The 16,077-nt window shown below is 40.6% G+C and carries 10 protein-coding genes; all 10 read left to right on the forward strand.

Translation table 11 applies throughout. The features are described 5' to 3' along the window. A partial coding sequence (locus F597_RS21340; protein ID WP_019541436.1) for an AGE family epimerase/isomerase occupies positions 1-558 on the forward strand: 558 nt, incomplete at its 5' end. Between the two features lie 103 nt (positions 559-661). Then, positions 662-1,720, forward strand: a complete 1,059-nt coding sequence (locus F597_RS0119525) for a DUF4855 domain-containing protein (RefSeq protein ID WP_019541437.1) — start codon at positions 662-664, stop codon at positions 1,718-1,720. Positions 1,721-2,040: 320 nt separating this feature from the next. Continuing rightward, complete coding sequence (locus tag F597_RS0119530; protein WP_157279259.1) at positions 2,041-5,208, forward strand: SusC/RagA family TonB-linked outer membrane protein; 3,168 nt, start codon at positions 2,041-2,043, stop codon at positions 5,206-5,208. A 12-nt stretch (positions 5,209-5,220) separates the two neighbouring features. Next, positions 5,221-6,855, forward strand: a complete 1,635-nt coding sequence (locus F597_RS0119535) for a RagB/SusD family nutrient uptake outer membrane protein (RefSeq protein WP_019541439.1) — start codon at positions 5,221-5,223, stop codon at positions 6,853-6,855. Between the two features lie 18 nt (positions 6,856-6,873). Then, positions 6,874-8,262 carry a DUF5018 domain-containing protein gene (locus tag F597_RS0119540; protein WP_019541440.1) on the forward strand — a complete coding sequence of 463 codons (1,389 nt, stop codon included), beginning with the start codon at positions 6,874-6,876 and terminating at the stop codon, positions 8,260-8,262. Between the two features lie 106 nt (positions 8,263-8,368). Continuing rightward, on the forward strand, positions 8,369-9,292 hold the full coding sequence (locus tag F597_RS0119545) for a PIG-L deacetylase family protein (RefSeq protein WP_019541441.1): 924 nt from the start codon (positions 8,369-8,371) through the stop codon (positions 9,290-9,292). Between the two features lie 42 nt (positions 9,293-9,334). Continuing rightward, entirely contained in the window at positions 9,335-11,635 is a 2,301-nt protein-coding gene (locus F597_RS0119550) for a DUF6259 domain-containing protein (RefSeq protein WP_019541442.1), read from the forward strand. Between the two features lie 91 nt (positions 11,636-11,726). Further along, on the forward strand, positions 11,727-13,073 hold the full coding sequence (locus F597_RS0119555) for an alpha amylase family protein (protein ID WP_019541443.1): 1,347 nt from the start codon (positions 11,727-11,729) through the stop codon (positions 13,071-13,073). 29 nt (positions 13,074-13,102) lie between these two features. Then, entirely contained in the window at positions 13,103-14,353 is a 1,251-nt protein-coding gene (locus F597_RS21345) for a phosphodiester glycosidase family protein (protein ID WP_019541444.1), read from the forward strand. Positions 14,354-14,381: 28 nt separating this feature from the next. Beyond that, complete coding sequence (locus F597_RS0119565) at positions 14,382-15,689, forward strand: family 10 glycosylhydrolase (protein WP_019541445.1); 1,308 nt, start codon at positions 14,382-14,384, stop codon at positions 15,687-15,689. Positions 15,690-16,077 lie beyond the last annotated feature (388 nt).

A 16,077-nucleotide genomic window follows, 5' to 3' on the forward strand; every position in this document is an offset into this window, starting at 1 on the left:
AAACAGGATGGATCCCTGTCAGACTCTTTTAACGGACGTTTGATCAATCCGGGGCACGGCATAGAAGCCATGTGGTTTATCATGGACCTGGGAGTGCGGCTTAACCGGCCCGAACTAATTGAGAAAGCAGTAGAAACCACCTTGAAGACCGTAGAATATGGATGGGACAAAGAGTATGGCGGTATTTTTTACTTTATGGACAGAAAAGGGGTTCCACTACAGGAGTTGGAATGGGACCAGAAACTGTGGTGGGTGCATGTGGAAACATTGATATCGTTGCTGAAAGGGTATCAACTGACCGGTTCTGAAAAGTCTCTCCAATGGTTCGAAAAAGTACACGATTACACCTGGGGGCATTTCAAAGATCCGGAATACCCCGAATGGTGGGGTTACCTGAATCGTCGTGGGGAAGTACTGCTCGATCTGAAAGGAGGCAAATGGAAAGGCTGCTTCCATGTGCCAAGAGGGTTGTATCATTGCTGGAAGATACTGGAGGCAGCAAACAAGGTTGAACTGGATTTAAAAAACAAAACCAGTCGTCTTTTAGCAGAGAGTTAAGAACAGGGTAGAAGGAATATAAGGTATAAAAACAATAAGAACAATGAGAACATTTTATAGGATAGTTCCATACATTTTTCTAATTCTGGTAATCATAACATCTATGATCGTCTGTTCAAATAGCTATAATAAAACCGGCGAAGATATTATTTTTAAAGAAGATTTTGAACCGGGCAATTTCAAACATTATAAAACTGTTCCAAATGATTTGGTTTTGATCTATGACGGAGGATCTCATCGGAATATAAAATGGGATAAGAATCATTTTTCGCCATACGTTTTTTCGGTAAAAGAGGGTGAGCACAAACTATTATTCGATGGGTTCCTGTTTTTGGAAATAAAAGACGGAAAAGGACGGGGATTCGCATCCGGTTATGAAAAACAAGCCGCTCGAAAAATTGAATGGAAAAACCTTTTAGAAAATTATTTTGCCGAAAACAATGCTATCCATGCTCTGAATGCCCAGATAGAAGATGTTGTAAAAAGCCATGCCGTATCAGGTAAATTTGAGAAAAGAAAAGTGATATTGAGTATACCTGAACCCATACCCAATCAGAAAGATTGGGGAGAATTAGACAATAAGAAAATGGATTTTTCCAATCGTAAGGATCGGTTAGCTGCATGCGAATGGTATATAGAATACGCCGAACAGCTTTTCAAAAAAGCAAATTTCAAATACGTAGAATTAGTAGGATTTTACTGGTTGGCAGAAGAAGCGACCAACAGCCGGGATCTCGCTAAATATATAGCGAATTTCATTTATAAAAAAGGTTACGATTTTTACTGGATCCCTTATTTTAATTCCGATGGTTATCAGGAATGGAAAACGCTGGGATTCAATCAGGTTTATTATCAACCCAATTATTTTTTTAATGAAAAAGTGCCTTATTCACAACTCGAAGACGCGTGCAAAAGAGCTAAAATCAACTCCATGAATATGGAAGTTGAATTTGACGAAAGAGTTTTGGCTAAGAATGGATGGGGATATCGGTTAAATGACTATTTGGATGTATTCACCAAATATGGAGTATTTGATTCTTTAAAAGTCGCTTATTATCAAGGGGGCGATGCTTTTTTCCAACTATCACAGTCGAAAGATTCCACAGATTCTGAGTTATATAATAGATTAACCGATATTATAATAAGAAGACAAAAACATTAATTATCAAACAAATAATTTAATATGAAAGGAAAGTGTAAGTCGATTTAATGATCCCGACCAGTCAGTCGAGACGAGTAGGGATGATATACCGATTGATCATTACTAATCCGCAACGTTAAATTAGCTAATCGTTTTAGGTCCATATGACTCTAAGGTTAAAATAAATATTATCGTATGAAAACAAATAGTTTCAATCATATGAAAACGCAATTAATTACTATTAATATAGTAATAGAATCTCCAACTTTTTGAGAGAGGATTATTAAAAAAATAAAAAAACTAAACAGATGGATTGTTAAATTAAAATTAAACCAAGTTCAATGAAAAAAATGAAATCACTCTTCCATGGAAGAAAAGTAAAAGGAACAGCGTTCATTTTGAGTTGTTTCATATTTCTGATTTGCAGCGCACACACATATGCACAAAGCAATATCAGAGGTACTGTGAAAGATTCAAAAGGCGAAAGCTTAATTGGAGTGAATGTGGTGGTAAAAGGTACCGGACAAGGTACTACTACCGATATGAACGGAGAGTTTAATATCAGCGTCACAAATGGGAACGCAGTGCTTGAATTCTCGTATGTAGGTTTTAGGACTCAGGACGTTTCTTTAAACGGACAGACGTATATAAACGTAATTATGTCTGAAGATACGGAATTATTGGATGAAGTAGTGGTTGTGGGTTATGGCACACAAAAAAAGATACACGTAACCGGTTCGGTAGCACAAATCGAGGCCAACGACATTGTACGTGCTCCTTCCGGCGACCTTACAAGTACATTGGCCGGGAAATTACCAGGGTTAGTTGCCACACAAAAATCGGGACAACCCGGGGGAGATGGCTCTAATCTACTTATTCGTGGCATCTCAACATTGGGAAATTCCGCACCGATGATTATTGTGGACGACGTACAACGATCATTCAATAATTTGGATCCGAATGAAATTGAAAGTATCACTATCCTGAAGGATGCTTCTTCAGCTGCCGTGTATGGTATGCAAGGGGCAGGCGGTGTTATTCTGATAAGAACGAAAAGAGGAAGCACACAAAAACCGCAAATAACCTATACAGGAAAAGTACAGTACAATCAGAATACCAACTATCCTAAATTTCTCGACGGGCCGGATTTCATCAAATGGTACAATAAAGCATTAGAAATGGATGGGAGAGAGCCTCTTTTCACCGAAGCCGTGTATGACAAAGTTTTAAATGGTGATCCGGAAGGAAAATATGCAAATACCGATTGGTTTAAAGCCTTGATGAAAGACGGCGCCCTTACTACCCACCATAATATTTCGGTAAACGGAGGTAACGAAACCGCAAACTACTTCGTTTCCCTGGGTTATTATGATCAGGATGGTATTCTTGATAAATTCTCCTTCAAAAGATATAATCTTCGTTCAAATATAGATGTCAAACTTAATCACGGCTTTAAAGTAGGGCTCGACTTAGGCGCCCGTCAGGAGGTGCGCAAAAGAGGATATTATTCTGTAGGCAATCAGGAATGGAATAACCCCATCAGTTTAGCACAGAGAATGTTGCCTATCACTCCCACGGAGTACGAAGGATTACCTGTAGCAGCCAATATCAGTGAATCAGCCAAATTCAATCCCATGGCATATAACAGCCAGACCGGGTATAACAATTCCGTTCTGAATGTATTACTATCCTCACTGACATTAGAATGGGATGTACCTTGGGTGGAGGGTTTAAACCTGAAACTGAAAACGTCATACGACAAAGATTATACAACCTCAAAATCCTGGCGTGAGCAATTTTTCATGAATAGTTACAACGTCAGGACCGAACAGTACGAAATAGTAGAAGCCAACCATGGTGACCCGAAAGAACCTGTATTGTCAAATAATAGTTCACAAGCACAACGACTAACGGTACAACCCTCTATAAATTACGGGGCAACATTTGGCAAACACGATATTTCCGCCTTATTGCTATATGAACAGTCTTCATACGAAACCGAGAATATAGGGGTCACCGTGCAAGGATTTGATTTAACAACATTGCACGAAATAAATCTGGCCAAAGATATTTTATTGGGAAGGAAAGCCGACGGAGTCAGGGGTGGCAGCTATATATTCAACCGTGCCGGTTACGTAGGACGTGTCAATTATAGTTATGACGGTAAGTATCTGGCAGAACTGGTTGCCCGTTATGATGGTTCAGTCCGGTTCCCGCCGGAAAACAGATGGGGATTCTTTCCCGCGGCATCATTAGGCTGGAGAATATCTGAAGAGTCTTTCTTTTCTCCTTTCAGAGATAAAATTGAGAACTTAAAATTAAGGACATCTGCCGGATTATTAGGCAACGACCGCATTAACGATTTTCAGTATTTGAATTTGATGAATCCAAATCCACCGACATTATATATAGGAGATACGGAGTACATCTCCATTTACACGGCTGGAAACGTCAACCGGGATATTACCTGGGAAAAGACAGCCACCTATAATGTCGGCTTCGAATTAATGCTAAAGAAGGGTATCTTCGGGATGGAATTTGATTATTTCTACAAATTAACCAACGATATTTTGATTTCAAGTAGTGCGATCTATCCCCCATCCCTGGGAGGAAACCATCCGAGTACTATTAACGGGGGAAAAGTCAGTAACAGGGGTTTTGAGTTGATATTAACACACCAAAACAATATCAACGGGTTCCAATACAATGTAAGAGGGAATGTAGGCTGGTCACGCAATAAGATACTAAAAATGAATGAAAGCCCAAATACTCCGGATTACCAGAAACGTACGGGACGGAAGATGGGAGAAAAAATGGGATTCATCACCGGAGGTCTTTATCAATCCGTAGAAGAAATAATCAATAGTCCTACTTTGGGCCATCTAAGTAAAGATCAGCTCCGCCCGGGAGATATCCGGTATATGGACCTGAACGGTGACGGAAAAATTGACCAGGCTCAAGACTATACATTCATCGGTAACAGTAATTTGCCGGAACTTATGTATGGCCTCAATATAGGAGCAGCATGGAAAAACTTTGATCTCTCCCTGTTCTTTCAAGGCGCAGCCATTACCGATGTCTTTTTAAGCGGAGTATATGGCAATGGAAATGTTGACGCCACCATATTTACCCGTCCGTTCTTTGGCAACGGGAATTCCCCCTATTTCCTGATCGAAAACAGTTGGACTCCCGAAAACCCGAATGCAGAATTTACCCGTTTGTCAACAATTGCACCAGAAATGGGAAATGCCAACGGCTGGGCTTCCGACTGGTGGATCCGCAATGGCAGCTACCTGCGTTTGAAAAACGTTCAGTTGGGATATACATTAAGGAATAACTATATCCGTGGTATGGGTATCGATAACATCCGGTTTATGCTTACCGGCGGAAATCTTTTTACATGGTCTGAATTGACTAAATATAATATAGATCCTGAAATGCCTGAGATTACGAATGGATATTACCCGCAACAGCGGACGTATGAATTTGGTATCAGTCTTACATTTTAATAAATAAGAACAATGAAAAGATTAAAAATAATAACACTCATTACGCTTGTACTGGTATTTACCGGTTGTTCCGATTTTTTAGAGCCGGAACCACGTGAAAGATATACCGAAATGGATGCATGGAAATCAGTGGAGAACACCTACTTATATATAAACGGATTTTATAAACCTATTTATGAATATGGCCCTTATGGGCAAAAATATGCAGATGTAAGCATGCATGACGGATTCTCCGATATCCTTCGCTATGGAGCCAATGTAATGGGGGGTGCCGGTGGAGACGTTAATAAAGTGGTTTATACAGGCACCATCAGTCCTTCAAGCAATATATTAAGTGATTATAATTATGAATACAACAGAATTCGACGCATCAATGAATTTCTGTATGGACTCAAGACATATGCAAAATATGATGAGAACGTAGTTACTTTGATGGAGGCTCAGGCACGGTTCTTCAGGGCTTATTTGCACTTTATGCTTGTCAGGAACCATGGAAGTATTGTTATTCGTGATAATATCGACGGACCGAACGAGGCATTCAAGGCGCGGAGTGCGGAGAGTGAATGTTGGGATTTTATCGAGAAAGATTTGGATTTTGCTGCAGAGAATTTACCGGAAGAGTGGGACAAAGACAACTTTGGCCGTTTAACCCAAGGTGCGGTATATGGATTTAAATCAAGAGCAATGCTTTATGCCCGACGTTGGGATAAAGCTGCGGAGGCCGCTCAGAAAGTTATTGACAAAGAGGGAACACTTTACGATTTGTTGCCTGAGTACGCTGATGTGTTCAAGCAACCCGATTTGTTCAAAGAAACGGTACTGGGATACAGATTCCATGGACAACTCACTCATTCGATCCAATTTGACAAGTTATATAGTCCCAGTGGAGATTTCGACCCTGAAAATACGGATGTAAAATGTCTGGCTGTGCCTACGCAGGAAATGATAGATTCTTATTACATGGCGGACGGTAGTAAATTCGACTGGAATAATCCGGAGCATGCAGCCAATCCGTACCAGAACAGGGAGCCCCGTTTTTATGCATCGGTTCTATACAATGGCGCTCCCTGGAAAGGGCGGACAATAGAAACCTTTGTAGGAGGCAAAGATGGATTCAAAGAATTTGGAACGGAAAATCATCCGAATACAACTACTACCGGTTATTACATCCGTAAACTATTGGACGAACAGATCACCGACATGACCAGAAGAGGAACAACAGCGTGGTCGGAAGTCCGTTACGCTGAAGTATTATTGAATCAGGCAGAGGCACTGAATGAATCAGGCAAATCAAATGAAGCATTGAATCCATTAAATAAGGTACGCAGAAGAGCTAAATTACCCGATATTACCGAGACAAACCAAGCAAACCTGAGACAGATTATCCGGGAAGAGCGTAAAATTGAATTGGCATTTGAAGGGCAACGCTATTGGGATCTAAGGAGATGGAGAACTGCCCTTGACATATTAGGCGGAAAACGGATGCATGGAATGAAAATCACAAAAAATGCCGATGATACGTTCACATATGAAATAGTGGATTGCGACGGGCAAAATCGCTTCTTTGAAGAACGTTACTATCAATTCCCCATTCCATTATCCGAAATTCAAAATAATCCGGAATGTAAACAGATAGATAAGTGGTAACTAAAAATGAAAACGATCATGAAGAATTTATATAAAATAGCCGGTCTTTTGGGATTGATACTGATGCTCTCCTGTGAAGCGGCAGAGGAGCTTGTTCCCACGCCGGGAAATGAAATAACGGGTATTCGTATCATGATGCCTGACGGAAACAATACCGATTTTGCAGTAATACCCGATGAAAATAACGAAATTTTTCTGGAGGTGGATGGAGCTCGCACGACAGATCTTACTAAAATACGCATGTCGGTCAGTATTCCTAATAATGCAACTGTAGAATCACCTGTTCCACTCGGAGAATATATGGATTTTTCCCAACCGGTAACTATTAGTGTTATCGGTGCTGATGGAGCAAAAAGGACATATACCATTAATCTTGAAGTCATTCCTTCGGCAATCGGCACACAGGAATTGTGGAGAAAAACGGGATCCGAGTTGGGATTTACCCCTCATAATAACGGAGCTATCGGTATAAGCGGAAATTATATAGTAGTTCATGACAGGGCGGGATTCTCTTATTTCAATATAACAGACGGGACTAAAGCCGGGGATATGTCCTGGGAAAGTATAGATTGGCAAGACCTGGGATTTAAAATGCCGCTCCATATGACTACTGATGATGCAGGCAATATTGCATCGTGCAATGCCGCTGTCTCAGTGGGACAGGAAATTCACATGTTCTGGTGGAGAGGAGTAACTGCCGAGCCTGAACTTCTCTTCAAATATGTACTCGAAAATATGCCGGGCGCTCAAATTGGTAGAAAGATATACGTCAGAGGCGATTTAACAAAACATGCTTTCGTATATCTTGCTGTATCTAACAATAATACAATCCTGCGATGGGAAGTGAAAGATGGAGAAGTGGTTTCGGAAACACCCAGGAGAATCGATTTTGACATCGATTATACCATGGGAGTTCAGGCAAAAGTTGTCCCCGTGGAATTCGGGGAAAACACCAATTACTTTATCAATCGCTTTGTGAATAGTCAGGCTCAGGTTGCAATCACCTATATGGATGGAGTAACAAATACCCCCATATACAAATCGGAACATCATATCCAGGATGTGTTTCATCAATGGCTGGGCGGTGGACACGCTTTTGACTATGCCGATATGAACGGGGCAAGATATATCTTCCTTATCGAACAAAATGGCGATAACTGGATGAGGGAAATCTTCACAGTAAGAGCAATGATGAAAGATCCTGCAAGTATAAAAGACATTACCAGCCTGATACATACACGTGTATGGAATGATTGGCTGAATTTCCCGCTTGATCCTGCACTTGGTGCAAACGGTAATGCTACCGGAGAAGTGAAACTTCGCGTTGCACCCGATGGAAATTCCTGTATCGTAGCATTCCTCTGTACGAATGGTGGAGTTATGATCTGGAATGTTGAATTAGAATAAATGGCTTTACATTACCGGAAGAAGGAAAATACTTTCTTCTTCCGGTGTTTTTAATTCTCTTGCTGGACATTGATATATTCTTTTTATTTTTTTATCTATATATTTAATGACAACCTATTCACGCAGGCAGTTTTTAAAGACTACGGCTATAATTGCTACCGGTCTTACTATAGTTCCCAATACCGTATTTGGGAAAGCAGGAGACAGGGAAAACAAAGGAAAAAGAGTGATCGTGATCTGTGCTCACCCCGACGATGCGGAACTGACAAGCGGAGGCACCTGTATCCTTCTTTCCCGGATGGGTTATAAAATAAAATACGTTTCCCTCACGAATGGGAATAAAGGACATCATAAAGGAACAAAAAATGAAATTGCTATCCGCAGATACAATGAAGTACAGGAAGTAAAGAGACGGATGAACTGTGAATATGAGATCCTGAATAATGAAGACGGAGAATTAGAATCAACATTAAAGAATCGCATGGAAGTAATCCGGCTGATCCGTGAATGGGACGCTGATATTGTGATTACGCATCCTCCTTATGATTATCATCCCGATCACCGGCATACCTCCTTATTGGTACAGGATGCCGCTTTCCTGGTAAATGTCCCGAAGATACTACCGGAAGTCCCGGCAGTAGAGCAAAGCCCTCTGTTTCTATATACAAGGGGTCGTTATATTAATCCTCAGAAATTGCAACCCGATATTGTAGTAGATATCACACCCGTTATCCGGGAAAAAGCGTATGTGATCGATGCACATGTGTCCCAGATGTATGAATGGTTGCCCTGGATTAATCGTAATAACGATGTTATTCCTGAAACAGAGGAAGGAAAAATAGAATATATCCTCAGGCAATATGTGCTGAAGCGCGGGGAGATAAAAGAGAAAGATAAACCTGTTGTTGAAAAATGGTATAGAGACAACACAAAAAAGGTGAAAACAATCGAAGCTTTTGAAATTTGTGAATTCGGCCGTACTGTTGACGATCAGGATATTCGTGAATTGTTTCCTATGTTTTACAGGTAAATTGCAGCGATTGACAGTCAAGGATATCAAAAACGTGTCATTATGCAAGTTATACGATATTTTGCCGTTATATTGTTTATTTCTTATTGTACCCTGGTGCATGCATGGTCATTTGAAGATCATGGGGAGATCGTTTATATAAAAAATGAACACCTGTTATTGGGTTTCAATTCAAAGGACGGAACACTTCGTCAGTTTGACGATATAGCGGAAAACTCACCTCTACTTACAGAAACCAACACGAAAAACTCGCTGTGGCAGATCCAACTGCAAACACCTTCGGAAATGATTCCGTTGGATATATTTTCGGCATCTCGGTTTAGAATAGAAAAAGTGAATACCCGATATCTGCAAATGATATGGTCGGATTTCCGTGAAATTGATAACCCCGATTTTGAGGTTGTAGTCTCTGTGCGGCTGAATAAGAATGAACCTGTTTCCAAATGGAAGATTTATCTTAGAGGTATAGGGGAGAGACAAATAGAGAAAGTGGTTTTTCCAAAGATCAACGGATTAAAGGAAATGGAAGCGGAGCATCTAATTGTAGCCGATTGGATGGGATCTTTATTGAAAGAACCACGAAAATATATGCGGAAAAATAACAGGAATTATTTTGGATGGGCCTATCCCGGACATTTGTCCATGCAACTGCTGGCACTTTACAATCCCGGTAAAACCGGTCTTTATCTATCCTGCAACGACAGTTCGGCTTATCGCAAAAATTTCGGCGTTGGACTGGATCCGCAGGGATATTTGTCTTTTCAGATAGACAATTTTCCCGAATATGACACATCGTCAGACACCTATTCTCCAGATTACGATGCGATAATAAGTACATTTAAAGGAGATTGGATTACAGCCGCAGAGTATTACCGGGAATGGGCTGTTCAACAAAAGTGGGCCAGGGAAAGCCGTTTGAAAAACGGGCTGGTTCCTTCATGGGTAGAAGAAACAGCTTTATGGATATGGAATCGCGGCAAAGTACAGGGAGTACTGCCTCCGGCAGAGGAACTAAAAAAACGGCTAGGCCTGCCGGTAAACGTATTATGGCATTGGTGGCATGGTTGTCCTTATGACGAAGGATTTCCCGAATATTTCCCTCCCCGCGATGGAGAGACCTTGTTTAAAAATCAGATAACAAAAGCAGAAGAACAGGGAATAAAGACGCTGGTTTATATGAATCAGATCCAGTGGGGAAATGCTACGGAAAGCTGGGAAAAAGAAAATGCTTTCCAACATGCGGTGAAAGAAACTGACGGGAAAACCATAACGCATGTGTATAATATTTTCTCAGGAAAAGCTTTAACAACAATGTGCATGGGCTCTTCTTTCTGGAGGGATAAATATGCATCATTGGCAGGAAAGGCCATCAATGACTATCATGTCGGAGGAATCTATATGGATCAGGCATGCCTGGGTTATCTGTGTTACGATCCTTCCCATGGACATCCGTTGGGTGGGGGAAATTATTGGGTGAAAGGGTCTGGAGAAGTTACCCGGCAAATACGTTCTTCGTCACGTTCAACAGACAAAATTGCTCTTTCGGGTGAAGGAGTCAGCGAATGCTGGCTGCCTTATCTGGATCTGTTCCTTACGCTTCAGGTTAGTAAAGAAAGATATGCAGGTGTTGAGGGATGGCAAACTATTCCATTATTTCAGACGGTTTATCATCCATACGCAGTTTCATACGGCAGTTATTCCTCTTTGCTCTCGCCTCCGTATGACGATTTATGGCCAAAGGAATCTGCACCGTCTGATACATTGCAATTACTCAATGAAAGTTTTAACGAACAATTCCTGATGGAACAGGCAAGGTCCTTTGTTTGGGGAATACAGCCGATGATCGCTAATTACAAGGACTTTTTGGCAACCGACCGCAAAGAGGAGATCGATTATCTGATGAAACTGGCAAAAGTACGATCACAAGGATTGAAATATTTACTTTATGGGGAATTTGTCCGGGCGCCGGAAATAAAAGTTCCGGAGAAAGAACTGAAAATTTCCAGGTTATCTATTTATGCCGGCAGAGAAGCGGAACGGGTAACAGAATTACAGGGCAGCTTCTCAACAATATATACTGCCGCATGGAAATCGGATGACCATATGCTCGGTATCGCAATGGCGAGTATCCTTGACCACACCTTTCCGGTAAAACTCCGGTTTGATACGAAAACCTACGGATTGCAACCAACCGGGGAAATTTTCCTTATAAAGGAGAACGGGAAAGAAAAAATCGGGAAATATCACAATGGAAAGATAAATCTCACGATACAATTATCTCCGAAAGATGCGTGTATCCTGGAATTCACATCCGATAACCAAAGCACTTTAGGGAACAGATAGTGAATGGACGGTTCAGGGGAGATAATATTAAAAAAGATATCGACAGGGCATTGGCAACAGATAAATAAATTACTTTTAAGCAAAACAAAAAATGATAAAAAAAATCACACTTTTCATTACGATGGTCATTGTTCTCTTTTGTTCCTGTCATAAGAAACAAAAGAATGAATCTTTTGAAGCGCCAGACCAGCTTCCCAAATTAATGTGGATTGACGCTACGGCAAATATACACCGGTTCAATAACAAAGACACTATAGACCATTATCTGCAAAAGTTAAGTGATCTGGGATTTACGGATGTAGTAGTGGATATCCGTCCAATTTCCGGTCATGTACTTTATGACAGTGAATATGCACCTAAACTGACGGAATGGAATGGGCAACCGATTACTTATAAATTCGATTATTTGGGCTATTTTATAGAGAAAGCACATAAGTTGAATATGCTGGTACAGGCATCCATGAATACCTTTGTTGCCGGACATAATTATGTGGACAGAGGCATTATTTATGAACAGGGAAAGACTGAGTGGGCTTCTGTTGTGTACCCTCCTTCCGAAGAAAGGACATTTATTCCCATCACGGAAGAAAAACAAAAATATTCGGCTATGGTGAACCCTGCCAATGAGGAGTTTCAGGAATATATCCTCGGTATTTTTGAAGAAGTGGCGCAAAAGTATCCCGAACTGGACGGGATCATTCTTGACAGGGTGCGTTACGACGGATTTACCGCAGACTTCTCTGATTTGTCCCGTTATAAGTTTGAAGAGTATCTAGGAAAAAAACTCAACAAGTTTCCCGACGATATCTATGTATGGAAAAAAGATCCGCAGGGAAATCTGTATCCCGAAAGGGGGCAATATTTCGTGCAATGGGTAGAATGGCGCACCCAGGTGATCCATGATTTTATCGTCAAAGCCCGTGACAGGATCAAATCCGTGAATCCTGATCTTTCTTTCGGAGACTATACCGGCGCCTGGTACCCTACGTACTTCGAAGTTGGAGTAAACTTTGCAAGCAAACACTACGATCCTTCGAAAGAATACGACTGGGCAGGTCCTACTTATAAAAATACCGGCTATGCGGAATTAATTGATTTGTTTACGGTAGGAAACTATTATACGACAATAACCAGGGAAGAATATCTTAAAAACAATCCTGAAGTAAGAAACGAAACCGATATGCAGGCTCAAAGCAGCTTATGGTATTGCGTGGAAGGATCTTGTGAAAATCTTCGTACGGTTATGGGGGAAAACAAATTCATTGGCGGAATCCTTGCCGACCAGTTCTACGATAACCCCGAAGGATTAACAGAATCCATTAAAATGAATCTCCATAAATCGGACGGAGTAATGATCTTCGATATTGTGCATATTATCAACAAAAATATGTGGGAGTATGTAGAAAAAGGTTTGCGTGAAAGCGAAGTTATTCCGTAAAACAGGTCAATTTTCACTTATGAAACAAGATGAAAAAGAATTTGATATATAATTTATTATTCATCACTTTCCTATTCGCATGGAGCGGATGTGGAGAGAAAACAGCACAAACTGATTTCGATTTCAGGTATGTCACCTCAGTGGAAGTAAAACGCCCGGAGGCATTGGATGTAAAAACCGACAATTTCATGCGGACTGTAACCATTCAGTTTCCTATGGGAACGGATATCTCGGAAACAGAGATCAGTATAACACCGGCTGAAAGTGTTAAGATGATCGAACCATCAAACACCATCTCGACATACAATCTGACGGAAGAGGCTTCTTTCAAAATACAAAAAGGCAATGAGATCCTGACATACCGCATACTGGTTCATTTTGCTTCCCTGTCTTTTGAACCACCATCCGACGAGTGGGAGAAAAGGAACGATTTCGGCACGTTACCTGATTATCTCTCCGTATATAAATACATAAAAAGTATTTCCGGGAAGCAGGTTCAAGCGTACATTGCCGTAGCGGATATCAGTGAAGAAAAAGGCCGGTTCAGAGTATTAGGGGAGAAAACCGGTTATCAAACCCCGAAGCAGTTCTATGAGAATAATTCCCGACCCGGCATAGTATTAAACGGAGGTTATTTCTGGAGCGGGACTTCGCTCGGGTTGATGGTCAGGGACGGACAAATCATTTCCGGAGCACAACAAACGGTTTACAGGGATTATAATGGTACAAGCACAGAATATTATCCCACGCAGGGAGCTTTCGGCACAAATCCCGATAATACGTTCGGTGCCTATTGGGTATACGAATCCGGCAACACCCTCTATACCTATCCCAATCCTTCTCCGAACAAGGCAGGAGAACAACCGCAACCTATCCCTTCATCCGATTTTCCCGAAGGAGCAAAAGAGTGGAAACCTCAACATGCCATAGGAGCCGGGCCGTTGCTTATTACGAACGGCGAATACAAGAACCTGTGGGAAGCGGAAATGTTCGATATCCAAAGCGGAGTAGGACCGACGGCCAATCATCCCCGCTCAGCAATCGGATATCACCCGTCGGGACATCTTGTGTTATTCGTGTGTGAGGGAAGAAACAAAACACCCAATACACCCGGATTAACATTGAAAGAAGTGTCTGATATTCTCCTCGGGATAGGTTGTATCGAAGCAATAAACTTAGATGGAGGAGGCTCCTCATGCATGTTGATTAACGGGTTGGAAACTATTAAACCCAGTGATGGTAGTCAACGGACGATTACTAATGCAATCGCAATTTATTAAAAAAATTCAAGACATACGAAATTAAAATATGAGACAACTTTTATTTATATTTCTTTTTACATTCAGCTTTTTTTCCTCATGTTCCAACAACGATTATAAAAATAGCAGAGATAAAAAAGAAGATAAAATTCCAACAGATATCGAAAAACCTGCTGAAGCCACTAAACCAATTCAGATGTGGATAGATGCCCATGCTAATTTTAGCCGGTTTGCCAATAAGGAAAACATCACATCTTATATGGAAAAGATGAAGGAGACCGGATTCAATGAAGTGTATGTTGATGTGAAACCAGGTATTGGTTATGCATTATATGACAGCGATATTTTGCCACAACTGACTAAATGGGATAATGAAACTGTCGACCGTGACTGGGATTATCTCGCTTTTTGGATTGAAGAGGCTGAACGCCTGGACATGAAGGTAATTGCAAGTCTTTCGGTCATGGGATTTGGGTATACAAAAACCAAAGAGGGGCTGATTTATGATAGTGATAGGTGGAATGGCAAAACACAGGTCGAAATGCCGGATAATAACCCGGATAATCTTGTAGATATACGTGATCAAACCAATGTTGATGCAGCCATGTTGAATCCAAGCCTGCCGGAAGTTCAATCATTTATAATTTCAATTATTGAAGAAATTGTGACAAAATACCCTGACTTGAAAGGTCTCTGTTTAGACTATTGCCGCTGGTATGGAGGAAATTATGGATTTAGCGATGCTACTATTGATGCATTCGAGGCCTATAGCGGATTAGCAGTTACAAATAAAAATGATATTATCACCAGTACCGGGGGTATTGGACCACTCTATAGCCAGTGGATCGAATTCCGTTCCATGACAATAACCAATCTCATCACAAATATCCGCTCGAAAGTGAAATTGATCAACCCCGGGATGGAACTTCATCTATGGGCATCTGCTCATTGGAATTCACGTTACAGCGTTGGTCAAAACTGGGCAAGCAAAGATTATAAGCCTACCGGTAGCGGCATATATACCGAAACATACAGTAAGACCGGTTTTGCCGACCAAATAGATGTTTTTTCGTTGGGAGCTTACGCTGAATATGTCTGGAAATCCGAAAATCCCAATTCTGAATGGTCTGTAGAAAATTTTGCGACAACCTACTCCAATTATACAATGGAAGATTGTCATGTATACGGCTCTATCGGTACTTATGCTTATGGGGACAAGGCTTCAGCTGTATCCGATGCTGTACATTTATGTCTGAAAAATACAGATGGCATAATGGTATTTGAAATTTCCCATGTGATTAACAACAATCAATGGAATGCTATTAAAGAAGGGATAAAACGGTATATAAATAGTTGATTAAATATAAATAGGATTATGGCTTTAATTTTATAGGAAAATTACCATCGCATCCATTTATTTTAATTTTTAAATACTGATTCGTATTAATAACAAATCCGTCATTTTAACTTAAATTCTAAATAACTTCATCTTGCAGATTAGTTAAACTTCACTAATACTCCATTATATAATAAATTATTTTACTTTTATGCTTGTATATATGAATTTATTAATTTTAATTTGCGGATATATTTTAAAAACAATCGTCTTATACCGGATTAAAGTAGAATTAAATTATGACACAAAATGGTGAAATGAACAATTTTAACATATTAGCTTCGCAATATAAAACGGAATTATTTGAAAATGTGATCCCTTTTTGGCTGTCACACTCTCAGGACAAGGA

The organism is Proteiniphilum acetatigenes DSM 18083 (genome assembly GCF_000380985.1).
In the GTDB taxonomy this organism is placed as follows: Bacteria; Bacteroidota; Bacteroidia; order Bacteroidales; family Dysgonomonadaceae; genus Proteiniphilum; species Proteiniphilum acetatigenes.

Excerpts from the sequence above, each read along its gene's own strand:
- F597_RS0119525 (WP_019541437.1), top strand. The coding sequence starts at position 662 with ATGATCGTCTGTTCAAATAGCTATAATAAAACCGGCGAAGATATTATT.
- F597_RS0119530 (WP_157279259.1), top strand. The coding sequence starts at position 2,041 with ATGAAAAAAATGAAATCACTCTTCCATGGAAGAAAAGTAAAAGGAACA.
- F597_RS0119535 (WP_019541439.1), top strand. The coding sequence starts at position 5,221 with ATGAAAAGATTAAAAATAATAACACTCATTACGCTTGTACTGGTATTT.
- F597_RS0119540 (WP_019541440.1), top strand. The coding sequence starts at position 6,874 with ATGAAGAATTTATATAAAATAGCCGGTCTTTTGGGATTGATACTGATG.
- F597_RS0119545 (WP_019541441.1), top strand. The coding sequence starts at position 8,369 with ATGACAACCTATTCACGCAGGCAGTTTTTAAAGACTACGGCTATAATT.
- F597_RS0119550 (WP_019541442.1), top strand. The coding sequence starts at position 9,335 with ATGCAAGTTATACGATATTTTGCCGTTATATTGTTTATTTCTTATTGT.
- F597_RS0119555 (WP_019541443.1), top strand. The coding sequence starts at position 11,727 with ATGATAAAAAAAATCACACTTTTCATTACGATGGTCATTGTTCTCTTT.
- F597_RS21345 (WP_019541444.1), top strand. The coding sequence starts at position 13,103 with ATGAAAAAGAATTTGATATATAATTTATTATTCATCACTTTCCTATTC.
- F597_RS0119565 (WP_019541445.1), top strand. The coding sequence starts at position 14,382 with ATGAGACAACTTTTATTTATATTTCTTTTTACATTCAGCTTTTTTTCC.